We start from the raw sequence: 22,843 nt of genomic DNA, 5'->3' as shown, positions 1-22,843 counted from the left end.
CGGGAGGGCGCAGACAGCTTCGACTTACGGTGCGACGCGGCCGTGGGCGTTGAACGCCGCATAGGTGATCGGCATCTTCGTGGCCCAGAGGGCCTCCATCTGCTCACCGACCATCTCGATCTCCCGCTGCGGGAACGAGGGCACCTTCGCGTCCGGGTGCGTCGTGCGCAGGCCCAGGAAGTGCATCAGCGAGCGCGCGTTGCAGGTCGCATACATCGAACTGTATGTGCCGACCGGCAGCACGGCGCGGGCCACCTCGCGGGCAATCCCGGCCGCGAGCATCTCCTGGTACCTCTCCCACGCCTCGTCGTAGGCGTGCCACATGTGCCCATGGGCGGCCCGGTGCTGGGACTCGCTTCCCTTGACGAACTCGTACCGCCCCGGCTTGCCTTCCTGGACCAACTTGCGGTCCGCGCTGGGCACGTAAAACTCCGGCTCCAGCTCCTTGTAGCGCCCCGACTCCTCGTTGTACGACCAGCCCACGCGATGCCGCATGAACTCGCGGAACACGAAGATCGGCGCCTCGATGAAGAAGGTCATCGAGTTGTGCTCGAACGGGGAGCCGTGCCGGTCCCGCATCAGGTAGTTGATCAGCCCCTCGGTGCGCTTCGGCTCCTTGAGGATCTCTCCCAGGTTCATCTCGCCCCCGGTGGAGACCCGGGCGGCCTGGACGACATCGGCGTCTTCGGCGACGTGCTTGACCAGCTTGACCGTGACGTCGTCGCGCAGCGTGATGGGGTAGAGCTCGGGCATGGCGGGACCCTCTGTGTGGCGGTGGCGGTGGCGGGTAGGTTCAGTCTCGCTCGTACAGTGGAATCAGCGGAGCGCGAATAATTTCAATGTCCGCGAAGGCGGGCGGAGTTGGGCCGGTGCGGGACAGGATCTCGATGAGGTCGTCGGTGTTCGGCGGGATCAGGTAGGCCACCGACTCCGGGTCCTCCACGGCCGCGCGAGACAGGTTGTAGCCGGTGGCGACGTCGCGCTGGTAGGGGGTCCCGAAGCCGGTGCGCAGCGTCGTGCGCTGAGGGGCGCGCAGCTGCAGGCGCTCGCCGGTGGCCCGCATTGCGTAGTCGCCGGAGTGCACCCGGAAGTCGCTGGTGGTCTCCAGATGCACCTCCTGCGGGGCGACCACGCCGCGCGCGGTGAAGGACTGGGAGTCGTCGGCGTCGGTGAATACGGCCGGGCGCACGATGAGGGCCCGGTAGCCGCCCTCGAAGCGCGTGCCGAAGCAGCTGGGACAGGTGGCCCGGGACGCTTGCCCGTACGCCTTGGCGATGCGGTCGCTGGCGCAGACGGGGCACAGTCCGACGAGCCCGGCCTCATGGTCCCGGGCGGTCCACAGGAGGCAGAACAGGGCGTTCTCTCCCATGTAGTGGAGCGCCTGGTCGTGCCGCAGGCGCTCCTGGTCGACCGCCCAGTTCTGCTGGGACCGTACGTACTCGCCGCGAACGGTCGACATCAGCTGGCCGGGACGGGAACGACCGTGGCGCTCTGCACGACGGCCGTCCGCGCGGAGGCGGTCATCTGCCCGTACTGCTCGTCGGACAGGATCACGACGTCGCCGCCCTGGTAGCGGTTGCCGTTGGGCAGTACGACGTCCTTCAAGCCCGCCTTGAGCGTGATGGTGTAGGCCACGTCTTCCTCCGAATCGCTTTCGTGAGCTAGTACATGCGGGTCAGCCACCGGGGGCGGGCGGCGTGGGAAAGCGGCAGACGGGTCGGCCCCCAGCGGCCGTAGACACCGCCGGACACGAGGACCCGGGCGCGGCCGAGCCCCATGTTCGCGATCTTGAAGTGCTCCAACTGCTGCTTGAGGACGGGCTCCTCGACCCCGAGCACGTCCTCCCATCGGTCCTTGTAGTCGCGGCGGTCCAGACGCGAGACACCCGAGCCGGACTGGACCTCGGGCTGCTCGACATACGAGCGCACAAGGTGGCGCAGGCACTCCACGTACAGGGCGGACTCCAGCAGGGAGCCCCACTTCGCCACGGGAAAGGAAGCGCCGCCGTCACCGTCGATCGTGTACGTCTGAAAAGGCTGGGCGACGGTGTTGAGGCGGCCGACGGCGATGCGCAGCAGCTGCGCGAGCCGGTTGCGGCCGAAGTTGGACTGGATGTAGGTCTGCAGGTGCGGGCCTTCGGTGGCGTAGTCGAACAGGTCGCTGAACCGGGTCCATGTCTGCTCGATAACCCCCTTCATCTCCTCCGTGAGCACGTCGTACTCCGGAGCGGCCTTGCCGACCTCCAGCCAGACCCGCCACTCCTCCTCCTGGCCGTTCACCACGTACGTCCACACCAGGACGTAGGGCCCCGGGGCGGAGGTCTCGCGGCTGGACAGCCGCACCGTGTACTCGCCCGTGGCCGGGTGCTCCGCCTCCCGGCTGAAGATCTCCTGTGGAGACGCGCCGTCGCTCAGCAGCTGCGCGGTGACTGGTCCGTCGGCGTCGCCAGGCGCGCCGTCGCGCATCACGCGCAGGCCGAACTCGGCGGCCCCGTAACGGGATACGTAGGCCCTGTCGGTGTACTCGTCGGCCGTCGTCATCAGGTGTCCGTGCTGTTGACGAGCATGGCGATGCCCCGAGCACTCTCCAGCCGCAGACTGCCCGCCTTGGTCACCGACGTCGGCGTGGTGAACAGGTGCAGGCCGAAACTGTGGCTGCCGACGCCGACGGTGCGCAGACCCTGGACCGGGACGGTCCACTGACGCGACCAGCCGGTGCCGGAGGTGTGGATCTGCGGCACGCGCATGAACCCGGCGGAGCCGGAGCCCAGGGAGCAGTCGCTGCCGTCCACCTGCGGGCGGAAGGCGATGTTCATCGTGTACAGCGATTGGCACTGGATGATGACCGACAGGTCGATGTACAGCGCGCCCGGCCGGTTCACCATGAAAGTTGCGAGCTTGTAGTACACGTGCGTGTCGTGGCCCAGGGCGACGCTCGGTGCCACGTAGCCCGACCAGACCGGCGGCGTCAGCAGGACCTCGCGCCAAGCCGTGCCGGTCCACACCAGCTCGCGCCGGGTGTCCGTCTCGTAGATGCGCATCCCCGCCTGCTTCGTGCCCCAGGCGGGGCGGGAGGCGGAGGTGCAGATGAAGCTGCCCGGATAGCCGTCCAGGCGCGTGTTGTTGTCGTTGAAGTCCTGGCGCAAGAAGGGATCGCTCTGATCGAACGTCTTGAGCCCCATGCGTGGCGTCGTCCCGGACATGCCGCCTTCTCCTCTGCGTAGCCTCGCCCCTTCGGGCGGCCGGATCGAGATGAACAGCAAGGCCCGCCCCGGAGTCGTGGGGCGGGCCTTGCTGGGGCAGGGCCGGTCAGGCCACGGTGTAGGCGTTCGATGCAGCCGACGTCGCCTTCTGTAGCTGGCCGACGGCCGTCACCGTGAAGGTCACGGACGCCGCCACGGTCAGCCCCGCGACATCAGCCGTCAGAGCGGCCGGGCCCACGTGGACGCTCTGGCCGGAGGAGGCCTTCACGTCGTAGCCGCCCGAGGGCTGACCGGACGTCGGGGCGGTCCAGGTCACCGTCGCGGTGCCTGCCGTGCCCTGGGCGGCGACGCTGGGCTTGCCCGGCGCCGTCGGCGCCCCGTAGGACCCCGGGACCACCGTGCCGTCCTGGCGGTAGATCGGGTTGGCCGCATTGTCGGCTGCCAGCGAGGTCGGGCGGATCAGGTCCTCGTTGCCCGGGGCCACGGACGCGGACGACCAGGGGCCGAAGGGGCCGTCGCCGTTCCGGTTGACGGCGCCGACGCGGAACTTCTGGGCCCGGCCCCCGGTGACGTTCTCGAAGCGCACCGTGGTCTTGTCACGGCCCGCGTACACGTGGCCGCCGGTGTCGGACTCGATCACGTACTGCGTCACCTTGGCATCCGCCGCCGGGTCAGCCACGGCCGCCCAGGAGACCTGCACGTAGCGGTCGCCGGAGATCAGCGCAGGCGCGGCAGGCGCGGCCGGAACAGCTGTTGAGCCGATCGGCACGGCCCCCAGCGTCGCGGTCTCCAGCGTGCCGGTCAGGGACAGGCCCGGATACGGCGCGTTGCCGCCGGTGCCGTTGCCCACCGGGGAGTCGGTGAGCGTGGTGTCCTTAATCGAGCCGGGAACCGGGCCCGGAGGAGCCTTGTAAGGCGGGTACTTGTCCACAACGGTCGACACCAGCGTGTCCGGCGACGCGGACATCGCCGTGGACACCGGCGCCCAGTTGCGGGCCGAGACCCGCCCGGCCTCTGTGGTGTCGGGCTGGACGGCCGGGACCGGCGCCGGGACCGGCTGCCCCTTGGTGCCGATGGCGCCGTCGGTCTCGTACGTGCTGCTTTGGTCGGTCGCGGCCATGGCAGTCCCTTCCTAGCTCTTCGCGGCCGGGGCCCGCTTACGGGTCCGGGCGGTCTTCTCGGGCTCCGGCTTCGCCTCGGAGTCCTCGGTCTTCTTCTCCGGCTCCGGCTCGACGACCGCCTCCGGCTCCGGCTCGGGAAGTGCGACCGGCTCGGGCTCGTCGGCGGTGCCGAATGCGACGGCCACGGCGGGCAGTTCCGCATACGGGCTGCCGCCAACGCCGGAGGTGTCGAGGGTTCCGGTGAGCAGCAGGCGCCGCTCGTGTTCGCTCAGGGGCATGGGGTCACACCTTCGCCAGGGGCTCGATGATCACGGGGATGGGAGTCTCGACGCGCTGGTAGGAAGCGCTGGCCTTGTCGTAGTCGTAGTCCACGGAGACCGGGCTCGGCACAACCACCTGGTCGGGCCGCTTGGCCCCCGGGTCCACCCGCAGCAGGTTCGCCAGCTCGTCGTCCAGAGCGATCTCCTCGATGTCGACCTCCAGGACCCCGCGCTTGACGGCCTTGATGAAGGGCGTCTGCAGCGCCGTGTCCCGGGAGACGTAGAGGATGTCGCCGCCCTCGGCGTCACCCTTGGGCTCGAAGCGCAGGTACGCCTTGGGGCGGTCCGCGTCGGGCGTCACGACGACGACTCCGTTCGAGGGGTTGCTGACCATGAGCCGCTGCACCTGCATGGGGGCCTCCAGAGACCGAGGACGGCGTTTCCGTCACCCCTTGGTGGCCAGACAGGGGGGCAGACAGCACTCAGCCCCCGGGGGCTTCCCGAGGGCTGAGTACCAGCGGCCGGAGAACGGAGCCGCACGAGGGCCCACCACAAACCCTCACCCCCTACGGCCAGTTATGCGGAGGCCGACAGCACACACGGCCCAAAATCCTTCGAGGGAAGGGGATTTACCCAAACGGCTACACAGAGAGCGGCGAATCTGTCACAGTGAGAACATGTCACTCGCCAGGGCATGCGGAACGCCCGATTTAGGACGCCCCCCGCTGTGACCCCTTGCTCCCTTGGGGCAAGGGGCTCACGTGGTCTGACTGTCTGCCCGCGCAGTCAGAGACTCGGAGTGGACCAGGCGCCCTTCCCAAGGTAGTGGGCAAACGCTACGGCCCCCTCCCGGTCGACTCGGGAGGGGGCCGTAGCTGTGGAGCGTACCGCGCGAGGGTCAGCTCTTGACGATCTTCGCCAGGCCGCGCGGGTTCAGGATGAGCATCGACACCATCTCGTCGAACACCCAGCCCTTCCAGAAGCTCTCCACCCGGTGGTTCTCCTCGACATCGAGGGAGTAGAGCACCGGGAACACCCCGAGGAACTGCGGGTCCGGGGTGAGGAACGTCTGGCCCTGCGGGATGACGATCGAGCGCTGCATCTGGAACTCGCCGAACGAGGTGATGGTCTCACCTGCGACGACGCGGTCCTTGAACGCCCAGCCGACCTGGTTGATGTCCCACCGGTACATGTCCCGGTAGTCCATGGGGTTGATCAGGATGCGGCTGGACTGCAGCTCGTGCATGTCCGTCATGGACACGGCCGAGTACAGCGAGCCCGGCGTCAGGTAGCCGGACGCCTCCGTGATCACGTGGTTCGGGGTGACCGTGTGGTCGGAGCGGCCCTGGTAGTCCGAGATCGCCGCCTGCAGGATGGTGACCAGGCGCGAGTCCTCCTGCTTGAGGATGGCCTGCTTGGTCTCGTCCTGCGCCTGCTCGACCGCGTTGATGCGCAGGTAGAGGAGGTCCTCCTTGCGGATCGCCGGGCGAGAGGCGATGCGGAAGAACCTGACCTGGATGCGCTTGCCCTCGAAGGGCGTGATGCGGACTTCGCCTTCGGTGCCGGACATCATGTACGCCTGGCCGAGGTCGTCCCAGACGTCGTACTCGACCGGGGTGCCCGGGGTGCAGGGGTCCTCGACGAGGACGTTGCGCGTGATGCCCTGGTAGCGGAGCTTGAGCTGGATCGGGCCGATCATGCCGACGCCGAGGCGCTTGATGCCGTTCGTCTGGTCGGCGACGACGGACTGGAGGCGCTGCATCTTCGCCTCGGTGGTCAGGGGCGCGTTCCCCTTGGCCTCGCGGCGGGCGAGGATGTCGGAGACGTAGTCGTCCGACTTCTTGGCGGTGACGCCGCCCTTGTGGCTGCCCGGCGTCGTGAGCGCTGCGGTCATGGTGTGTTCTGTCCTCTCGCTCGGCTCAGGGCGCCTTAGCGCAGTCCGCCGATGGTGATCTTGGAGGGGCTGTTGACCTTGAGGAGCCGGGCGACCGGGTTGGTCGTCGCGCCGGACGTACCGGCGGGGACGAGCTTTCCTCGGTTGGCGCCGGTGGTCTGGGCGTGGACGAGGACCTCGACACCGTTGCCCGGGTCGGTCCAGGTGAGGGTGTCGTCGAAGGCCGGGGCGAGGATCTCGAACTCGGCGTCGGAGCCCATGACCCACACGGCGGTGGCGTTGAGGCCGACATCGAGCAGCGGGTCGAAGTCGTCGCCGCCGACGTAGTCGGCGGCAAGGCCGTAGACGTGCTGGGCGGCGGTGCCGACCAGGGAGACCTGCTCGCCGGTGGTACGGACGAGGGCCATACCCGGGTAGATCTTGACGCTGCGGTCCCAGGCGGGGTCGAGGAAGACGCTCTTGGGCGTCGCCTGGGTCCAGGCGTAGGTCGGTCGGATCGTGCGCTTGATGTGGGCATTGGCCGCCCGGACGCGGATCATGTTCCGCCCTCCTGTGTCTCGGCTGGCCGCCGGGACCGGCAGGCCGTCTCTCTTCACCCCCTAGGCGTGGGCAACCCCTGGTCGGACAGGGGCGGTTGACAAGGAATTTCTGACGAGATACGACGAAGGGCCCGGCAGCCAGTGCCGGGCCCTTCGCTGTACGGAGACCGAGACGGTCAGTCCAGGAAGATGTCGCTGTCGTGGGAGGCCTCGAACCCGCCGCCGGTGGCGGTCGACTGAGGAGCCAGCGACGGCGCGACACGAGCCTGCGCGCGCACCGGTGCCCGGCCCGCCGACTGCGCCTTCGTCGAGGCGTTACGCACGATGCCATCCAGCACCGAGATCTCGTGCTCGATCATCGCGCCGGTCATCCGCGCGTCGGCCTCGATCGCGGCGGCCATGGTGAGGTCGTCGCCCTTGGCCGCACCGGCCTGCACACGCAGACGTGCCAGGCGCAGGCTGGCGTGCGTGCGGTTCGGCGACGCACTGCCACCGCCGCCCTGGGACATCTCACCGGTGCTCGGGGGCGCCGAGTTCGACTGGTTGTCGCTGATGTTCCAGGGGAACGCGACCTCCGGCTGCATCGGGTTGCCGACGCGGACGTCCGTCTCGATGCGCGTCTGGTCTCCGCCGACTTCGCCCGTGTTCACGCCGGAGACCGGCGAGGTGGCGTCCTGCAGGTTCCCGTACGGCTCCGCCGGGAGCGTGCCACCCGGGGTGAGCGCGGTGTCGGTCGTGGCGGCCGGAACGCCCTGAGTGCTGTTGCCGGTCTGCCCCGGGGAGCGGACGTCGTCGTTGGTCTCCGGGGTCGCCGCCTGCTCGGTCGACTCCGAAGGAGCCTGCTCGGGGCCGTCCGGGATCGGCTGCGCCGGGTTGGCGATGTCAGCCGTCTTGGCCAGGGCCTCGACCTCGGCCGTGACACCGGCCAGCCGGGCGATGAGGGCGACCTGCTGCCCCAGCACCGCCAGCGCCTTGCGCTGGTCGTCGATCACCTGCTGCTGCGCGGCCACTGCCGCCATGATCGGTCGGCTCATACTGGACACTCCTTCAAAGCCATGGGGTTCATGATGGTTGCTGTGGGCGGGTTGTTCCTCAGCCCTTGGTGGGAATGCCAGGCGCGTCAGACAGCAGCCGAAGAGGGATCAGTTCGGCGGAGTTGAGCGACGGACGGGACTTCTCGCCACTGACCGTCCAGGTGCCATCCCCGTTGTCGGCGACGGCCTGGAGACCGAAGTAGGCGACGAACGCAGGGGTCTTATCGATGCGCTGATACAGGCGGCCCTTGTAGACGAACGTCGTCTTTGAGTCGGTGAGCCACTTGGTGAGCTGCTCCTCCAGACGAAAGTCGCTGTCACCCACGAACTCCCACCCGTCTACACGGATCACGGGAGCGCCTCCCAGGGTGCGATCGGTCTCCTCGACATGCAGTACCTCGAAAGCAACCTCGGGTTCGATCACAGTGCTGGCATCAACGAAGGACTCGATCTTGATCTTGGCCATGGCGTTCTCCTTGGGGACTGGTCAGAAACGGGGGATGACCGGCGGCGGGGCGGATGCCTGGCCGTTCATCTCGCCCGGGGTCAGCAGCTGCGCCCTCTGGCAGTTGGGGCAGACATCACCTGCGACGACGCCGTCCGAGCCCGCCATGGGGTTGCCCATGTTTTGGGTCTGCGGCGGTGTGGCGTCGGCGTTGAACCCGCAGGACGGGCACTTCAGGTCCGAGACACCATCGCCGGGCTGACCCGTCATGGGCTCCGGCGCAGCGAGGCCGGGGGCCTGCTGGCCGTCCTCCTGGCCAAGCAGAGCGTCCGGCCCCTCGGGCTCATCGGGACGTCGCGGGACGTCGGGCCCCGGCGTGAACGGCTGCCCCGTGTGGTCCTGCTGGGCGTACGGGAGTTCGCGCGGCGCGGCCTGCCCGCCCATCTCCGGGTCCACCTGATCCTGGGCGTTGACGTTGCCGCCCGGGTCGATTTCGCCCGGCTGGATCATCCCATCACCGTTGCGGTCCGAGACCGCAGGGCCGTCCTCCTGCGTACCGTCCAGCGACTGGTCACCGAAGGGGGACGGCGGCAGGCCGTTCTCGTCCAGCTGGTCAGGGTCGACCATGCCGGGGTCCTGCTGGCCTTCCTCAGCGCCCGGCATGGCCGTGCCATCGCTGTCCACGCGCTGCAGTTCGCCGTTGTCGTCCACCAGGCTCGGGTCGACGACCTGCTTGCGCAGGTCCATTCGCTTGGCCGCGCCCAGGTCGGGGTCACGGAACTGCTCGGGCGGGGAGACGAATCCGCACACCTGGCAGGTCATGCCGTCGTAGGTGTCGGCATCGCCGCACACCGGGCAGTTCTCCTCGCGCAACGTGTCGACGTCTTGCGGCGCCTTGATCTCCCCGTACGCCACCGCGCTGATCGAGCCGTCGGCGTTGATCAGGACGGCGTCGACCACCTTGGCCACGTGCGAGTTGCCGTCGTCCTTCAGCTGCGGCGTGTGTTCCCCAGCCAGGTCTTTCCACTGCTGGCGCTGGTTGCGCTGCACCGTCTGGCGGCCCTTGCCGCCAGGCGAGCCCTCGTCGTCGGCCGCGTTCAGCCGCTGGCGGGTCAGCCAGGTAACCGCCTGCACCTCATGCGGCGGGACGTGGCGGCCCTCGCGGTCGGAGATGACGGCGGCGGCCGTGCGGTAGTGCTCGGCGGCGTGCTCGTAGTAGTGCCGGTTGCCGGAGGGGAAGCCCTTGGCGTCGTCGGCGTTCAGGCGGCGTCCGGCCGCGACCGACAGGGCGTGCCGGTCCATGACGACGCGCCGGGAGGGCTGGCCGTGCTCGTCGTTGCCGCCGTGCTCGATCAGGTGGGCGAAGTCCTGCGTCTTGGGGCCCTTGAGGACCTTCTGGTGGTCCTCGCCGTCGAGGATCTTCTGCGCGGCCGTGGCGTGGGAGCCCATCACCATGAGGCCCTCGCCCTTGCCGACAGCCTTCTTGTTGACGAACGAGCGGGCCGCGTTGTGCTGGTTGGCCCACCAGTTCTGTTGCGGCGAGTACGCCGACAGGACACCCGCGCCCTTGTGCGCGGCCTCGCTGTCGTCGGTGATGTCGGGATTCAGCTTGGCGATGGCCTTGGCGACGTGGTGGGCGTCCGGGTACCAGCGGGCGCCCTGCTTCTTCTCCTCATCGGTCGCCTGGTCCCAGTGGTGCAGCACGTGCTCGTGGCTCAGGCCGGTCTCCTTGAACCACGGGTGATCGCCGGGGTTCTCGAACTGCGGCTTGGCCGCCTCGACCTGCTTGGCGAACAGCTTCTGCTGCTCCCACTGCGGCTGCGCCGCCGGAGCCTGTGCGCGGGTACGGGCCGGGCGCGTACGCTGCCTCGGCGCCGTCTCCGCGCTGTGGAAGGGCCCCTTCGCGCCGTCGCTGAACGGGGTCTTGGGGTGCGGCGAATGCGCCACATATGCGGGCACCGAGTCCATCCGGCTCTCGTAGGCGGCCTGTGCTCGGTGGTGGCCGTCGGCGACCTGGTAGACGCCGTGCCGGTGCACCAGCACCAGCGGCGGCACCTGGCCAGGGTTCTTGCTGTATCCCTGGCGGGCGCTCTCGACGCGACCGTCGCCGCCACCGTGGCGCTGGAAGTCAATGTGGCGCGGGTTGATGTGCTGCAGGTGGAACTCAAGGCTGTGGACGTCGGAGCCCTCGGCATCCGGGTCCTCGGGCCGGTCGTGCGCAAGGTGGTTGGCCGCAGAGCCGATGCCCTCGCCGTCGGCGCCCTCGGCAGCCTCACCGTGGAACTCGGGGTCGCCGTACACGTGCGGGTGGCGTTCTCCGATCTCGTCCCAGGAGAACGGACCGGTGCTGGTCGCCTTGGCATGCAGCGCCGCCGTGCGTCCGCTCTGCCATTCGGACGGGTCGAGCCTGCGGGTGACAGTCAGCGGGTGCTTGGTCTTGAAGTCGTTCTCGTTGTGGTCCATGAGGAAGTTGCCGGTGGGCTCGACCTCGAAGACGTGGCCGCCGCTGCGGTGGGCGTAGTCGGCGGCGGTGTCCAGCTTGTTGGTGAAGTAGACGTGCTGGCTCCTGCCGGACTCGTCGCTTTCCGGGTGGGGCTTGCGGCCGGGCGTGATCGGCTGGCCGTCGCGCCAGCGGGCGCCGCCACCGTGGTACAGAGGCCCCTGGACCTCGTTCTCACGGTCCTCGTAGCCGTTGGGGCCCTGATAGGTCTGGGTCCAGGGGTAGGACTTCGGGCCGTCCTGCCCGGCCGCGCGGGTGTTGAGGCTCGGCTTGAGCGGGGTGAAGGGCTTGGTCCGGGTGATTGCGTCCTGGCGGCGCTGGCGGTCGGGGGTGGTGCCGTCGGCGGGCACGCACGGCGCGGCGGGCTTGGGACGGGGGGCCGGGTGCACGGGCGTCGGCTTGGGCGCGACGTCCTCGCCGTCGTCGTCGGCCTCCAGCTCGTCACGGTCCTCGAAGGCGGAGAAGTCGACGGCGGCGCTCTTCGAGGCGGCCTTGCCCAGGCCGGTGGAGTCGACGCCGAGGAAGTGCGCGGTCGGGTCGGCGGGCGGCTCGACGAGCACCGAGTTCTCGAAGAAGGAGAGGCCGTAGCAGGTCTCGCGGACCAGCTCGCCGACCCGCTGGCCGGACGCGGTGTGCCGGAAGATCCTCTTGCCCTTCAGGCCCGGAATGTGGGCGCAGTACTCGGCGGGGGTGGTCGCCTCGTTGCCGCATGCCGAGCAGACCGATCGCTCGACGTCGCAGCCCATGCTCGTGCGGTCGATGTCCCCGGCGATGATCGCCTTGGCCAGCTTCGGGAACTGCTTGGCGTCGATCTCCATCAGGACCTCGGCCCAAGTGTCGGGCGTCCCGTCGGGGTTGCGGTCCTCGTGGAGGGCCGCGTCGATGATGACGCCTCGCGCGCGCCGGTGGTTCTCGTTGTGGTGGTTGACGAAGACCGGCTTGCCGACGAAGGTCGCGTACGCCTTCGCGATCTCCGTAGCGGGGAATTCGTCGTGGTTGTCGTTGCACCGGCTGGAGATGGCCCGGGAACGCACGTACAGGTAGCCGGGACGGGCGTCGTATTGGAAGACCGCGCGGTGGGCCGCCTTAGAGAAGCGCTCCTGCTGGTCGCCGAGGCTGGCGGCGATGATCTGGGCCGTGGCGAATTTCAGCACCGGGGTCCTCCTGGGCGGGCGGCGGCGCGGATGCGCCCTCGCCTCTTGAGGGGGCCGAGAAGGTGCTGAACAGCAAGGAGTACGTCGCCGAACAACGGGCATGCGTCGTTTTGGTGGAGGCATGGTGTAGGAGGCGTGTGCTGGTGCGTGAGGGGTGCAGAATCACCGCAGCGTAGACGGCGGTTACGGCTACACAGAGTCATCGCTTTGGCGACAAATAGACTGTCAACTCATAACCCGCTACGGTTCCACCTAAGCTTCGTTAGTCCGTGCAGGAAGCCTGCACACCGTGCTGCAATGCGAAGGACCCCGGCCGACCTTCCTGGGCAAGGAAGTGGGTCGGCCGGGGTCCGGCTCCGGTCTACTTCAGCAGCAGCTGGCGGTCTACAGCCGGTCCTCCGGAGAACCCGACGTGGCGGACGTCGGGGCGGAGCTGGTCTTCCGGTGCTTCCCTGCGTAAGTCGGCCTGGCGTTGGAGCCGAGCAGGTAGCCCATGAGGGGCCAGCGAGATTCGAGCGCGTACGCCACGACGTAGTACGCGGCACCCAGAGCACCGGTCAGCCCAAGGTTCAGGGCGTGCTCGGTCGTGGTGTCCACGTGGATGTTGTGCGTGGCGAGGAAAGACAGAGCGGCGCCGACGATCATAGGCACGACCGTGCGGACGATGGCGGGAGTGGGCACGAGGGCTCCTTGGGGCCAGGGGGACGACTCACCCGTTACGGCTCCAGAGCGCACGATGGACAGCATGCCGGTCGGCAGGGCCACCGAACGAAGCTCACCCGTCACCCTGCATCACCCCCGCGTACACGATCTGTCCGTTTGCTGCGCTGATCGTATGACGCCAACCACCCCGGGTGTCAACTTGAGCCACGGATAAGGTTGTTTTAAGGCCCTGAGCGTCGCTCAGGTCGACGCTGCGGGTAGGATCCCCTCACACGGAGAGATTTTTGATACTGAGGGGAGGGCGACCCGATGGGGGCGTCCCATAGCGGGCCCGAGCTTGAGATTGGGCCCTTGGCCCAAAAGCTCCGACGGCTCACCGTCTTGAAGTTCAACCTTGAACCGAACCCCAAGAAGTATCCGGCGACTGAGATCGCTGAGGGGTGCTCAAGGTTGTACGTCGAGGACAAGATTTCTCAGGCGCGCGAGCAGATGCCTGAGGGAGGTGACCTCCTGAAGGCTGCGATCGAGCAGATCATCGAGGACGACAAGCCGCTGCTGAACCGCAGCTACGTCAGCGACCTGATCCACGACAAGCGGGACAACCCAACTCGACTCGTCCTCAAGTACCTCGGCGCGTTCTACGGCGTGAACCCGGCCTACTTCTTCGGCGAGGACGAGGAGACCGAGGAGACGAGAGCTGCAGAGTCCGAGGTCGAACTCATCAGTGCAGCGCGGGAGTTGAGGCAGAAGCTGAAGGACGGAGGGACCGCCGACCCAAGTCAGCTACTCACCGCCATGATGCGGGGGGTCAACAAGCTCAGCCCGGCAGTCGCAACTGGCATGATCCATGCGCAACTTGCGGCCATTGACCAGGTAGCCAAGACGCAACCGAAGGACTAGTCCCCGCGTCGTAATGTCGGTCCCCTGCACTACGCTAAGTGGCGTAATCGGTGGGGTCGGTGATCATCGGGATGGGGGCGTCAATGAAGCTCATGGTGCGGCGGGGGCGGAAGACGGAGTGGGGCAGGGTCCTGCAGGACCTCGTACTGCCTCTCAACGAGCCCCGTACGCCAGAGCTGCTCCTGCGCGAGTATGTGGAACAGGTGCGCGGCAACAAGCTCATGCTCAGCCGCGACCCGCGCGTCGCTTCTCCCGGCGGCCCGAGCGGTATGTGGGTGCCCGGAGAGGGCGTGGACCTCGTGTGGGCCCACCCTTCCGCCGACGGCGTCTTCCTTTCTCACGTCCTGGGCCACGAGATGGGGCACATGGTCAACGGTGACGAGCCGGACCCCATCGACCTGCCGCAGCTGATGAAGCTGCTGCAGAGCCTGTGCAGCCATACGTCCGACGAACTGTGGGCTGCCAGCATGTGCCGCACGAACTTCAGCGACCCGCGTGAGCGCGCGGCCGAGGAGTTCAGCTACTTCACCGAGGACTGGCTGCAGCGCACTCGCCCGGCCACGTCGGACATCGTCACCAACATGCGCGAGTGCCTGGATACCCGGAATGAGTACTGGTGAGCACGCCTGATCTCTTCGCGTGGATTGTCGTCGCGCTCCTGACCGGTGAGGTGATCCGCCGCCTCCCCGCCGCCCGCCGCAACCAACGCAGTCGCACCCTCTGGTTCGTCTTTGCGACCCTCGATGTAGCCATGGTCACGCGCATCAGCAGCGTCGGCGACTTCCTCTTCAACGTCACCAACGTGGACGACGCTGCCACCCTGACCAAGCATCTCTGCGGCATCGCGGCCGTCGCCGGACTCCTGCGCTGGGTCACCACGGTGGTACCCGGCCGAATGGACGGCAAGCGTGAGCCCGGCTACCGCCGCGCGATCAGCAACCGCCCCCGCCGGGTGCTGACCTGGGCCGCCATCGTCGTCGTCACCGCGATCTTCCCACTGGCCTACCGACGTCCCGGCAACGAAGAGGACGCCGACTTCATCTTCCAGCAGGCGGGTCACTTCTGGGGCTCCCTCCACCTGCTCCTGTTCTACGCCTACTTGATTTTCGGCATGGTCTGCGCATCCATGATGTGCGCTGCCGCCTCCCGACACCCCAAAGCCGCCGGACCTTTCCGGTACGGCATGCAGGCCTTGTCCGTCGGGTGTGCCATCGGTTCGACCTACGGCATCCTCCGCTCCGGCTACCTGATCTCCCGCCTCTTCGACAAGCCGTTCCTCGGCGGCGACACCTTCGTCGACATGGGCTCGAACTTCTCCCTCATCTCCTGCGTCACACTCGTCATCATCGGCAGCGCCGCCCCGGCCTGGGAGCGACTGACGCGCAGCATGAACGCCCACGGCGCGGTCAACGACCTCCGCCCGATGTGGGTGGCCATGACCAGCGCCGTTCCCGCCGTGCTCTGGAGCGACGAGGAGCCCTCCTCACACGCCAGCAGCCGCGCGCCGCGCCTGCGTCGGCGAGTGGACGCCTTCTTGGCCATGGCCGCCGACTTCTGGAGCTGGCGAAACCTGGACTTCCGCCTGCGTAACCGTGTCACCCAGATCTGCGACGCCTCGCTCGCGGTCCAGGAGTACATCACCCCGGAACTGCGAGAGGAGACCGCGCACACGGTCCAGGCGCTCGACCTGCCTGACTACATGGGCACCGCCTACCTGCTACGCAGTGGAATCCAGCGCAAGAAGTCCGGCGCCCGCCCCTACGACGGCCCGCCGGGCGATCCTCTCCTGCGCCCCGGCGATGACCCTCTGGCTGCCACCAGCCACCTCCTCCCCATCGGAAAGGCCATGACCGACTCAGTCGCCATGAGCCGCCTCGACCGGCGCCTGGCCTCGGTGTAACGCCCATGACGAAGCCCCGCATAGCCCGCCTCCTCACCGACCTCGTCGACCCCAAGAACGTCATCACCGCCCTGTGTCTGCTCATCGGCGCGCACTACGGCTGGGATGGCGTCGGCTGGGGCGCCCTGGCGATACTCTTCTGCGCCATCATCCCCATCGTCTTCATCATCGCCACCGGCAAGGAGAAGACCTGGGCGGACCGGCACGTCCCCGAGCGCGCCCAGCGGATGATCGCCATCCCGGCCATCGTCCTGTCCGTCCTGTCCTGCCTGGTGCTCATGGTGGTCGGTGGCGCACCAGCGCCCCTGCTGTCCATGGTTGGCGCCATGCTGGCCACCATCACCGCCATCTGGCCGGTCACCCGGTTCTGGAAGATCAGCGTGCACACCGCTGTCCTCACCGGCGCGCTCGCCATGCTCGCCCTGCTGTACGGGCCGTGGGTCCTGCTGACCATCGCCCTCATCCCGATGGTCGCCTGGTCACGAGCTTTGCTCAAGGACCACACCCCGGCCCAGACCATCGCCGGGGCAGTCCTCGGTGCTCTCGTCGCCGCCCCCGTCTTCAGTCTCGGCCTGTAACGCAGAAAGCCGCCCCGAAAGGGGCGGCTCGATGTCTCGACATCTCGATGTCAGCGCAGTTTTTTTCTCTTGCAGTCCGGGCCAACCAGGAGATCCAGCGACTCCGGAGTGGTCAACGGCTGCCCACACAGCCAGCACCGCTGTGACATGCGAGCCCAGGCTTCCCCTGCCAGCCGCTGGTCGCCCAGCACAGACGCGACCGCCTGGCGCAGCCTCTGATTGCCCGTGTACGCGTGCCAGATCCAGCACCGGCCCCGGCTATCGACGCTGGCGAACGACTCGTAGCTGCTCTGGTTGTCCGGTCCAGCGAGGTAACCAACCAGGATCTGCCCTGGCTTGAACGAGCGGTTCGTGCCCTGTCTGCGAAACCGCAGCGTCACGTAGTCATTGCCGCTGTCGCCGAACTGGGCGGTGAAGTACCCCTCCAGCGGCTCCTTGCCATCGGGTGTGCACACCGGCCGCGTCGAGGACGCCCCCTTGGGGTGAGCAGGCCGCTGCGGCTGAAGCGGTGGCAGTAGCCGGGCTTCCTGCCTCGGCAGCCTGGGTGGCGGGGCTGACAGCGGGCGGGCAGGGGCAGGCGCCGAGAACCCGAACTGTGGCCTGCCGCGCTCGTCGTACCCCTGCAGGGTCAGCGGCCCCTGGATCTGAAAGGCCACGCGGGACTCCTTCGTGAGCATCAACAGCTCGAACTCTACCCAAAGTTGGGGTGAGCAGAAGGAGCCCCGCAGCCGGTCAGCCCATCAACAGCCGCAGTGCCTGCTGCATCTCCGGCAGCGACAGCTCCGCACCGGAGGCGACCTTCTCCTGCAGCTGGGCCGCCTGTCGTTCCTCGTCCGACATGCCGTAATACGGGTCCGGCCGGTGAGCGGCCATGACCTGCCGCACCGCCGCCAGATCGGCGGACGACGGCGTCACGTAGACGACCAGCGGGTGGTCGTCGTCGATCGGCTCGTCCACCCCGTCCTCGCCCACCGGCAGGATGAACGCCAGACGGACCTGCTCGCCCAGCGCCTCGGTCACCTCGATCTGCAGCTGCCCGATGTTCACCTGGCGCGGCCAGCTGAACTTCTGGCTGTCCCCGTCGAACGGGTCGTGTGACGTGTTGACCTGGACTGGCAGCTCCTCGAATGCGTCGGAGCCCTCGATGACGTCCTTGCTCAGCTCAGCCATGTGGTGTCGTCCTCCTGGGCCGCCAGGATCTGCTCCAGGTCGGCGTAGTGGGTTCCGTCGATCTCCAGGCGGTCGAGGTTCGCCGCCCGGACGTTCTCGCCCTCATTGATGAGGGCCTCGCGCTCCGCGAGCGTGAAGCTCTTCAACGCCTGCCGCTTCAGCCCGGCCATGGACGGCGTCAGCGACTCGTCCTCCGAGGGGATCTGCACCCCGTCGGTCGCAGGCAGCGCTCCCTCCGGCTCCTCGTGCAGATCCGCCTCAGCGCCGCCCGGCTCGAAGAGCGCCGACTCGTCGAGCGCCGCGAAGGACTCCAGCGGCAGCTTCCGGTTCCAGCCCGCCGGGTCTGCGCCCGCGAGCGGCCCTGCCGACGCGGGGTTCTCCCACGGCACCTTCGGCGACGTCGCGCCCGGCGCCTTCGGGAGCTGGTACGACGTGCCCGACGGCTCACCGAACGGCGCGTCCACCGAGGCTGTCACGCCGATCGAGCCGAGCGCGATGGCGACATCCTCCCGGTTCTCGCCGGACCGCACGGCTGCGCTCGCCGCCATCTGCAGAGGGCTCCCGGCCGAAGGCTGGCGCAGGAACGCGTACACGTGATGGCCCTGGCCGCCGAAGTCGTGCCGGGTGTAGTCGCGGTCGCTGTGCTCCTCGACCAGGTCACCGTGGGCGTCGTGCACGTCGTGCATCGGCTTCCAGGAGACGCCCTTCAGCGAGACGGAGGCTCCGCTGCGCAGCGGCACTTCGCGCTCGCCGTGGTCGTGGTAGCCGTAGACGTTGCCCTGGGACTCGTCGGGGTGTTCGTTGATGTCGTGCCGCTCGGGCGTGTGCGCGTGCAGGACCACGGAGGTTCCCTCGCGCCAGTTGCCGTCGCGGTCCTTGGCCGTGTTCTGCGAGCCGGTCTCGCCGAAGGACTCGGCGACGCCGTCGTCCGAGGTCCAATGCCAGCCGACGCTGCCCTCCTGACCGTGGATGCTGCCAGGCAGGGACTTCAGCAGGTGGTGCGCACGCTCTTCGAGCGGCCGGGACTCGTCGTGGACGATCGCGTGGTCGCTGGGGTGCAGGTGCACGCCCAGGCCTCGGTGGATACCGTCGAGCCCGGAGTGGATGTTGTCCCACTCGCGCGACTTGGCCTGGTTGTCAGGGGCGTCATCGTCGTGGCCGTCCCACTCGCCGTAGTAGTCGTATCCGGCAGTGCGGGCGGTCGACGGGGCGAGCCGGTGCTGGTCGGCGTCGATGTCGTAGCGGACGACGACCTTGCGGGGCACCCAGGCGGGCTTCTCCTCGTCCGCGTTGATGTTGCGGCCGAACATGCCCCGGCTCTGGGCTTCGTACTGCAGCGCGAGCGCGTGACTGCACATGCGTCCTGCGAAGCGGCTGAAGTCGTCGTCGGCCCCCCAGTGGTAGGCGCCCCACTTGCAGCCGCAGGACCACGAGTGCGCGGCCGTGCGGCCGGGCAGGCGCTGCAGGCCGGTCTCATAGACCTGGTGGTCGCCCTTGACCTCCGCGAAGACGTAGCCGTCGGAGGCGAGGGTGACGCGCAGTCGCCCCTCGGAGCGCAGGCGCTTAGCCTTGGCGACGACGTCGCGCCAGGCGGCCGTGACGTGGAAGCGGAAGTCGCGGTCGGCGGCGGCCGTGATGATGAGCGAGGAGAACAGGGCCGAGGACTTCTTGGCCCACGGCGGTGCATCATCGTCGCCGTCGTCCTCGGAGCCGTCATCCGAGTCGTCTTGGTCATCGTCCTGGTCGTCGTCGTCCTGCGAGTCGTCGTCCTGCTTGGCAGCGAAGACGGTGACGCCTGCAGGGTCGGGACGCTCAACCAAGATCTGGGCCAGCTCGGGATAGTCGGCAGCGGCCGTCTGCTCCAGGACGGCCGTGGTCACGGCGGCGGGGCGCAGCTGCGAGGCGGTGTAGGTGCCGCCTCCCATGCCGCCGTCGAGCGTGACCTCGTACTCCTCCGCGCCCGGGAACGGACCGTCGTTCACGGCCGTCACCCGGCCCGGGAAGCCGTCGGTTGTCTGAACCTGCTGGTCGGGCTGGTACTCCCAGTACTCCTCGGACCGAACAGCAAGACGCTGCGCAGCCAGCGTCTCGTGATGCTGCTGCGCGACATGGTCGAAACGGCGGCCCACTAGACGCCTCCCTCAACGGACGTACTGATTTCAGCCCTTGAGGTAGGTCACAGATGGGGTGACAGGACTGTCACGGGAACCGATCGTGCCTATGATGTGTGCAACCGCCAGATTTTCTTCACAACTCAGTTCCGTGGGGGGACACCTATGTCTGAAGGAGCTAGCAACGCCGCTACCGGGGGCGGAGCCCTCGCCGCTACCGGACTCGGCATATGGTCCGGATGGGAGCTGCTCGGCGTCGCCGTCGGCGTCGTCGGGTTCGGCATCGTTCTGGTCCGTGTCGGATTCCGCCGTCGGGCCACTGTCGGGCAGAAGTGACCGGCAGACGACGCCAGGATGGGGTGCTGTCGGCTCGACAGCACCGCTCCGGCGGCGTCCTCATCGCCATCTGCGGCCTGGCCCTGCTGGCCTTCTGGGCCGCGCGCCACGTCCTCGAAGTCGCTGAGTGGAACTCCGAGACCACCAGCCGCCTGACCGCCGTCTGGGCAGGTACTTTCATTCTCTTCGCGATCCAGGTGACGCTGTATCACCTCGACCGCCCCCGCCGGGTCTCCAGCGTCGAGCAGAGCCGTCTCGACAAGCTCCACGTCGCGATCCTCATGCCCGTCTACAACGAGGACCCCGGCTTCCTCCGGCTCGGCTTGGAATCTTTCCTGCAGCAGAGCCGACTGCCCAACAGCGTTCATGTAGTCGACGACGGTTCCTTCGACAAGGCCGCCAACACGCCCATCACATACGCCGCCGTCCGCGACTGGTTCCTCTCCGAGGCGCCCCGCCACGGCGTCCAGGCGACTTGGCAGCGCACCGAGAACCAGGGCAAGCGTCACGCCCAGGCCGCCGCAGTCCAGAAGAGCATGACCGCCGACGTGTACATCACCGTCGATTCCGACTCCTACCTCGACCCGAAGGCGATCGAGGAAATCCTCAAGCCCCTCTCGAAGCGACGCGTCCAGTCGGTCGCCGGGGTCGTCATCGCCACGAACAACCACGGCCCGCAGCGCCCGGCCCGCCCCAGTACGCGCAGCCACCGACGCAAGGCCTCCTTCGCCGCCCGCAGGGCCCGCCTGCGCCAGCTCGCACACTGGCGCAGCACCCAGCTCATGGCCCGCACGACCGACCTCTGGTTCGTGACCTCACAGATGATCGACCGAGGCGGACAGTCCACCGTCGGCGCCGTCATGGTCAACTCCGGTCCGCTGGCCGCCTACCGAGGCTCCGTCGTCCGCGACAACCTTGGCTCGTACCTCAACGAGACCTTCATGGGGCGCGGCGTCGCCTTCAGCGATGACTCCATGCTCACCCTGTACGCGCAGGCGCGCGGCCTGACCGTGCAGCAGTCCTCGGCGATCGTGTTCACCGCGATGCCGGAGAAGTGGAGCCATTTCTCGCGCATGTACCTGCGGTGGATGCGCGGCTCGACGATCCGCTCGATCTGGCGGATCCGCTACCTCTCCCTGAACCGGCCCGCGTTCTGGCTCCACGCAATGCGCTGGACCCAGCTGGTCCTCACCCAGCTCATCACCCTGTGGCTGCTGCTGGTCGAGCCGTTCGCATACGGCAACCGGCCGCCGCTCACCATGCTCTGGATCCCGTTCCTGCTCGCCTACGCCCAGGGCCTGCGCTACCTCGGCATCGTCCGCACCGACGAGCGGATCCGCTCGCGCGCGTTGACCTGGCTGATGATGCCCCTGGCCGTCATCATGGCCTGGACGTGGTTCCGGTACCTGCGCTGGTACGGAGTCATCACCTGTGCCCGCACGGGCTGGGGAACCCGGCAGAACGGCGCCGAGGTCTCCCTGGATGGCGCGCCCGCCGCGCCCGAGCCGGTCTACACCAAGGTGTTGGACCCTCTCGACGAGTCGACGCTGAAGATCCCCCAGATCAGGCTGACGTCGGCCTCCTGAACCTCCGCCCCGAGCAACCCCCGCCTCGGGGCGGAGTCATGTCACGACGCTCCCAGCCAGAGAGCCAGCACGGCAATCAGCAGGGACAGAGCCGGGATGATCCCCTTGTAGACGAAGTCGCGCATGCTCTGCTGCCGCCCCTGGACCCTCTGCGCAGCCTCACGCTGGCGGGCCCGCTCCTGATCGCGCGCGTCGTTCTCCATCTTCGTCTTGAGGGCCTCGTGGCGGGCCGCCTGTGCGGCCAGCTCACCCTCGGCGCCCTCGATGCGCTGCACCAGCAGCCGCTTCTCGCTCTCCCACAGTTCCTTGGTCATGAAGGAGTCCAGACGACGCTTGACGTCGTCGAGCGTCTCCTGGACGTGGCGGCGGGTGATCTGCGAGTCGCGCTCGATCAGCTGCCACAACTGCCCCAGAGTGGGCTCAGGCTGGCTCATGGCGCTCCTCGTAAGTGGGGGTGGATTTCACCCCTTGGCGGTCCCCACAGCCCCTGGACAGCGCGAAGGCCCCGTATCGCAGGGGAATTGCGATACGGGGCCTCGCGGCGGGGCTTACTTCTTGCGCTTGCCGTTCGCGACTTCCCAGGCGTACTGCCACGTGAGCGGGCCGCACAGGCCGTCGGCAGGGCCGAGCTTGCTCAGGTAGTGCTTCTGCAGCGCCGCGACCTTGTCCAGGTCCATCTGGGTCATGGTCTCGGACGGGCCGACCTTGTACTTCGGGCCGAAGTTGCCCTTGTCGAGCCAGGTCTGCAGCTGCTTCGCGTACTGGTTCTTCGCGCCGCGCAGGAAGTAGCTGCGGCCGGGGAACGCGGGCGCCTTCGCTGTGCTGGAGCCGGACGAGGAGGAGCCGGACGAGGCCTTGCTGTACCGCCAGGACTTCACGGCCTTGCCGCCGCGCGGGTCATTCGGGTCGGCGGTGGGCGGGCACACGCCGTCGGGGAAGCGCGGCGCGAAGTACCCGACGACCTTCGAGCTGCGGCGGGCGGTGGTGTGCTGGAACACGCCGTTGCCCTGCCCGTTGTCGGCGGCACCGGCCTTGATGCTGTTGCCGCCCTTGGTGTACACGTTGTCCGCGTCGAAGCCGACGACCAGCTCGGTGTGGCCGCCGTTGGAGAAGTTCACCCAGGCGCCGACGGACGGGTACTCGGACCACTGCCCCTTGCTCTTGGCGTGACTGGTGAACGCGCCGACGTTGGCGACCTTCGGGACGATCTTCTCCAGCTTGGCGTCCTCGTACATGCACCAGTCGAACATGACGCACCAGGCGACGCCGTCCCAGCCGTACTCCTTGCCGAAGATGGTGTGGTTGTCCCAGCCGTCGCGGGAGTTCCAGCCCTCGTAGATCTTCTCGGGCACGGCCATCACGATGTCGGTGAGGCGGCGCCAGTCGGGGGTCGATGTCACGGTGGGTCCTCCCCAAGGGTTCGAGATCTCTCGTCCCTTGGGGAGGTCTG

25 protein-coding genes are annotated in these 22,843 nt (G+C 68.2%); 6 read left to right on the top strand and 19 right to left on the bottom strand.

The window, feature by feature from the left end; genetic code table 11:
- Positions 1 to 24: 24 nt before the first annotated feature.
- The 14 genes from thyX to ACQUQD_RS41710 form a co-directional block, all read right to left on the bottom strand.
- Positions 25 to 753 carry an FAD-dependent thymidylate synthase gene (thyX, locus tag ACQUQD_RS41775; protein WP_428957943.1) on the bottom strand — a complete coding sequence of 243 codons (729 nt, stop codon included), beginning with the start codon at positions 751 to 753 and terminating at the stop codon, positions 25 to 27.
- A 40-nt stretch (positions 754 to 793) separates the two neighbouring features.
- Positions 794 to 1,459 carry a hypothetical protein gene (locus ACQUQD_RS41770; RefSeq protein WP_428957942.1) on the bottom strand — a complete coding sequence of 222 codons (666 nt, stop codon included), beginning with the start codon at positions 1,457 to 1,459 and terminating at the stop codon, positions 794 to 796.
- Positions 1,459 to 1,635, bottom strand: a complete 177-nt coding sequence (locus ACQUQD_RS41765; RefSeq protein ID WP_428957941.1) for a hypothetical protein — start codon at positions 1,633 to 1,635, stop codon at positions 1,459 to 1,461. The genes ACQUQD_RS41770 and ACQUQD_RS41765 overlap by 1 nt, the downstream gene beginning before the upstream one ends.
- 26 nt (positions 1,636 to 1,661) lie before the next feature.
- The gene (locus ACQUQD_RS41760) at positions 1,662 to 2,540 is read right to left on the bottom strand and encodes a hypothetical protein (protein WP_428957940.1); all 879 of its coding nucleotides are present in this window, start codon (positions 2,538 to 2,540) and stop codon (positions 1,662 to 1,664) included.
- Entirely contained in the window at positions 2,540 to 3,202 is a 663-nt protein-coding gene (locus ACQUQD_RS41755; RefSeq protein WP_428957939.1) for a hypothetical protein, read from the bottom strand. The genes ACQUQD_RS41760 and ACQUQD_RS41755 overlap by 1 nt, the downstream gene beginning before the upstream one ends.
- Before the next feature lie 106 nt (positions 3,203 to 3,308).
- The gene (locus tag ACQUQD_RS41750) at positions 3,309 to 4,322 is read right to left on the bottom strand and encodes a hypothetical protein (protein WP_428957938.1); all 1,014 of its coding nucleotides are present in this window, start codon (positions 4,320 to 4,322) and stop codon (positions 3,309 to 3,311) included.
- 12 nt (positions 4,323 to 4,334) lie between these two features.
- Complete coding sequence (locus tag ACQUQD_RS41745) at positions 4,335 to 4,601, bottom strand: hypothetical protein (protein ID WP_428957937.1); 267 nt, start codon at positions 4,599 to 4,601, stop codon at positions 4,335 to 4,337.
- A 4-nt stretch (positions 4,602 to 4,605) separates the two neighbouring features.
- Positions 4,606 to 4,995, bottom strand: coding sequence for a hypothetical protein (locus tag ACQUQD_RS41740; RefSeq protein WP_428957936.1), 390 nt, complete (start codon positions 4,993 to 4,995; stop codon positions 4,606 to 4,608).
- A gap of 486 nt (positions 4,996 to 5,481) precedes the next feature.
- On the bottom strand, positions 5,482 to 6,477 hold the full coding sequence (locus ACQUQD_RS41735; RefSeq protein WP_428957934.1) for an HK97-fold major capsid protein: 996 nt from the start codon (positions 6,475 to 6,477) through the stop codon (positions 5,482 to 5,484).
- 35 nt (positions 6,478 to 6,512) lie between these two features.
- The gene (locus ACQUQD_RS41730) at positions 6,513 to 7,016 is read right to left on the bottom strand and encodes a hypothetical protein (protein WP_428957933.1); all 504 of its coding nucleotides are present in this window, start codon (positions 7,014 to 7,016) and stop codon (positions 6,513 to 6,515) included.
- A 176-nt stretch (positions 7,017 to 7,192) separates the two neighbouring features.
- Positions 7,193 to 8,050, bottom strand: coding sequence for a hypothetical protein (locus ACQUQD_RS41725; RefSeq protein WP_428957932.1), 858 nt, complete (start codon positions 8,048 to 8,050; stop codon positions 7,193 to 7,195).
- 58 nt (positions 8,051 to 8,108) lie between these two features.
- The gene (locus ACQUQD_RS41720; protein WP_428957931.1) at positions 8,109 to 8,516 is read right to left on the bottom strand and encodes a hypothetical protein; all 408 of its coding nucleotides are present in this window, start codon (positions 8,514 to 8,516) and stop codon (positions 8,109 to 8,111) included.
- 21 nt (positions 8,517 to 8,537) lie between these two features.
- Positions 8,538 to 12,149, bottom strand: a complete 3,612-nt coding sequence (locus tag ACQUQD_RS41715) for a ParB/RepB/Spo0J family partition protein (protein WP_428957930.1) — start codon at positions 12,147 to 12,149, stop codon at positions 8,538 to 8,540.
- Positions 12,150 to 12,533: 384 nt separating this feature from the next.
- Complete coding sequence (locus ACQUQD_RS41710) at positions 12,534 to 12,830, bottom strand: hypothetical protein (protein ID WP_428957929.1); 297 nt, start codon at positions 12,828 to 12,830, stop codon at positions 12,534 to 12,536.
- Positions 12,831 to 13,163: 333 nt separating this feature from the next.
- On the opposite strand from ACQUQD_RS41710, the gene ACQUQD_RS41705 reads away from it, so the two are divergent.
- From ACQUQD_RS41705 to ACQUQD_RS41690, 4 genes are all read left to right on the top strand, one after another.
- Positions 13,164 to 13,712, top strand: coding sequence for a hypothetical protein (locus ACQUQD_RS41705; RefSeq protein ID WP_428957928.1), 549 nt, complete (start codon positions 13,164 to 13,166; stop codon positions 13,710 to 13,712).
- A gap of 83 nt (positions 13,713 to 13,795) precedes the next feature.
- Positions 13,796 to 14,332: a hypothetical protein gene (locus ACQUQD_RS41700; protein ID WP_428957927.1), complete on the top strand. Its 537-nt coding sequence runs from the start codon at positions 13,796 to 13,798 to the stop codon at positions 14,330 to 14,332.
- Positions 14,329 to 15,612, top strand: coding sequence for a DUF6545 domain-containing protein (locus ACQUQD_RS41695; RefSeq protein ID WP_428957926.1), 1,284 nt, complete (start codon positions 14,329 to 14,331; stop codon positions 15,610 to 15,612). Before ACQUQD_RS41700 ends, ACQUQD_RS41695 begins: the two co-directional genes overlap by 4 nt.
- Before the next feature lie 5 nt (positions 15,613 to 15,617).
- The gene (locus tag ACQUQD_RS41690; protein ID WP_428957925.1) at positions 15,618 to 16,190 is read left to right on the top strand and encodes a hypothetical protein; all 573 of its coding nucleotides are present in this window, start codon (positions 15,618 to 15,620) and stop codon (positions 16,188 to 16,190) included.
- 50 nt (positions 16,191 to 16,240) lie between these two features.
- Here ACQUQD_RS41690 and ACQUQD_RS41685 read toward each other — a convergent pair whose 3' ends face one another.
- The 3 genes from ACQUQD_RS41685 to ACQUQD_RS41675 form a co-directional block, all read right to left on the bottom strand.
- Positions 16,241 to 16,846, bottom strand: coding sequence for a DUF6011 domain-containing protein (locus tag ACQUQD_RS41685; protein ID WP_428957924.1), 606 nt, complete (start codon positions 16,844 to 16,846; stop codon positions 16,241 to 16,243).
- Between the two features lie 76 nt (positions 16,847 to 16,922).
- Complete coding sequence (locus tag ACQUQD_RS41680; protein WP_428957923.1) at positions 16,923 to 17,360, bottom strand: hypothetical protein; 438 nt, start codon at positions 17,358 to 17,360, stop codon at positions 16,923 to 16,925.
- The gene (locus tag ACQUQD_RS41675) at positions 17,348 to 19,489 is read right to left on the bottom strand and encodes a hypothetical protein (RefSeq protein ID WP_428957922.1); all 2,142 of its coding nucleotides are present in this window, start codon (positions 19,487 to 19,489) and stop codon (positions 17,348 to 17,350) included. The genes ACQUQD_RS41680 and ACQUQD_RS41675 overlap by 13 nt, the downstream gene beginning before the upstream one ends.
- A gap of 147 nt (positions 19,490 to 19,636) precedes the next feature.
- On the opposite strand from ACQUQD_RS41675, the gene ACQUQD_RS41670 reads away from it, so the two are divergent.
- Positions 19,637 to 19,807: a hypothetical protein gene (locus tag ACQUQD_RS41670; protein ID WP_428957921.1), complete on the top strand. Its 171-nt coding sequence runs from the start codon at positions 19,637 to 19,639 to the stop codon at positions 19,805 to 19,807.
- Positions 19,804 to 21,393, top strand: a complete 1,590-nt coding sequence (locus ACQUQD_RS41665; protein WP_428957920.1) for a glycosyltransferase — start codon at positions 19,804 to 19,806, stop codon at positions 21,391 to 21,393. Before ACQUQD_RS41670 ends, ACQUQD_RS41665 begins: the two co-directional genes overlap by 4 nt.
- Before the next feature lie 41 nt (positions 21,394 to 21,434).
- Here the strand turns inward: ACQUQD_RS41665 and ACQUQD_RS41660 are convergent, their stop codons facing one another.
- Positions 21,435 to 21,827 carry a hypothetical protein gene (locus ACQUQD_RS41660; protein WP_428957919.1) on the bottom strand — a complete coding sequence of 131 codons (393 nt, stop codon included), beginning with the start codon at positions 21,825 to 21,827 and terminating at the stop codon, positions 21,435 to 21,437.
- A gap of 114 nt (positions 21,828 to 21,941) precedes the next feature.
- On the bottom strand, positions 21,942 to 22,793 hold the full coding sequence (locus tag ACQUQD_RS41655; RefSeq protein WP_428957918.1) for a hypothetical protein: 852 nt from the start codon (positions 22,791 to 22,793) through the stop codon (positions 21,942 to 21,944).
- Positions 22,794 to 22,843: the final 50 nt, after the last annotated feature.

The sequence above is a fragment of the Streptomyces sp. cg35 genome (genome assembly GCF_050410835.1).
In the GTDB taxonomy this organism is placed as follows: Bacteria; Actinomycetota; Actinomycetes; order Streptomycetales; family Streptomycetaceae; genus Streptomyces.
The sequence above is the reverse complement of the archived record's forward strand: the minus strand, read 5'-3'. Positions and strand labels throughout refer to the sequence as shown.

Coding starts and splice junctions, on each gene's coding strand:
- ACQUQD_RS41770 (WP_428957942.1), bottom strand. CDS start 1,459: ATGTCGACCGTTCGCGGCGAGTACGTACGGTCCCAGCAGAACTGGGCG.
- ACQUQD_RS41760 (WP_428957940.1), bottom strand. CDS start 2,540: ATGACGACGGCCGACGAGTACACCGACAGGGCCTACGTATCCCGTTAC.
- ACQUQD_RS41700 (WP_428957927.1), top strand. CDS start 13,796: ATGAAGCTCATGGTGCGGCGGGGGCGGAAGACGGAGTGGGGCAGGGTC.
- ACQUQD_RS41670 (WP_428957921.1), top strand. CDS start 19,637: ATGTCTGAAGGAGCTAGCAACGCCGCTACCGGGGGCGGAGCCCTCGCC.
- ACQUQD_RS41720 (WP_428957931.1), bottom strand. CDS start 8,516: ATGGCCAAGATCAAGATCGAGTCCTTCGTTGATGCCAGCACTGTGATC.
- ACQUQD_RS41750 (WP_428957938.1), bottom strand. CDS start 4,322: ATGGCCGCGACCGACCAAAGCAGCACGTACGAGACCGACGGCGCCATC.
- ACQUQD_RS41730 (WP_428957933.1), bottom strand. CDS start 7,016: ATGATCCGCGTCCGGGCGGCCAATGCCCACATCAAGCGCACGATCCGA.
- ACQUQD_RS41745 (WP_428957937.1), bottom strand. CDS start 4,601: ATGCCCCTGAGCGAACACGAGCGGCGCCTGCTGCTCACCGGAACCCTC.
- ACQUQD_RS41725 (WP_428957932.1), bottom strand. CDS start 8,050: ATGAGCCGACCGATCATGGCGGCAGTGGCCGCGCAGCAGCAGGTGATC.
- ACQUQD_RS41690 (WP_428957925.1), top strand. CDS start 15,618: ATGACGAAGCCCCGCATAGCCCGCCTCCTCACCGACCTCGTCGACCCC.
- ACQUQD_RS41660 (WP_428957919.1), bottom strand. CDS start 21,827: ATGAGCCAGCCTGAGCCCACTCTGGGGCAGTTGTGGCAGCTGATCGAG.
- thyX (WP_428957943.1), bottom strand. CDS start 753: ATGCCCGAGCTCTACCCCATCACGCTGCGCGACGACGTCACGGTCAAG.
- ACQUQD_RS41740 (WP_428957936.1), bottom strand. CDS start 4,995: ATGCAGGTGCAGCGGCTCATGGTCAGCAACCCCTCGAACGGAGTCGTC.
- ACQUQD_RS41680 (WP_428957923.1), bottom strand. CDS start 17,360: ATGGCTGAGCTGAGCAAGGACGTCATCGAGGGCTCCGACGCATTCGAG.
- ACQUQD_RS41755 (WP_428957939.1), bottom strand. CDS start 3,202: ATGTCCGGGACGACGCCACGCATGGGGCTCAAGACGTTCGATCAGAGC.
- ACQUQD_RS41735 (WP_428957934.1), bottom strand. CDS start 6,477: ATGACCGCAGCGCTCACGACGCCGGGCAGCCACAAGGGCGGCGTCACC.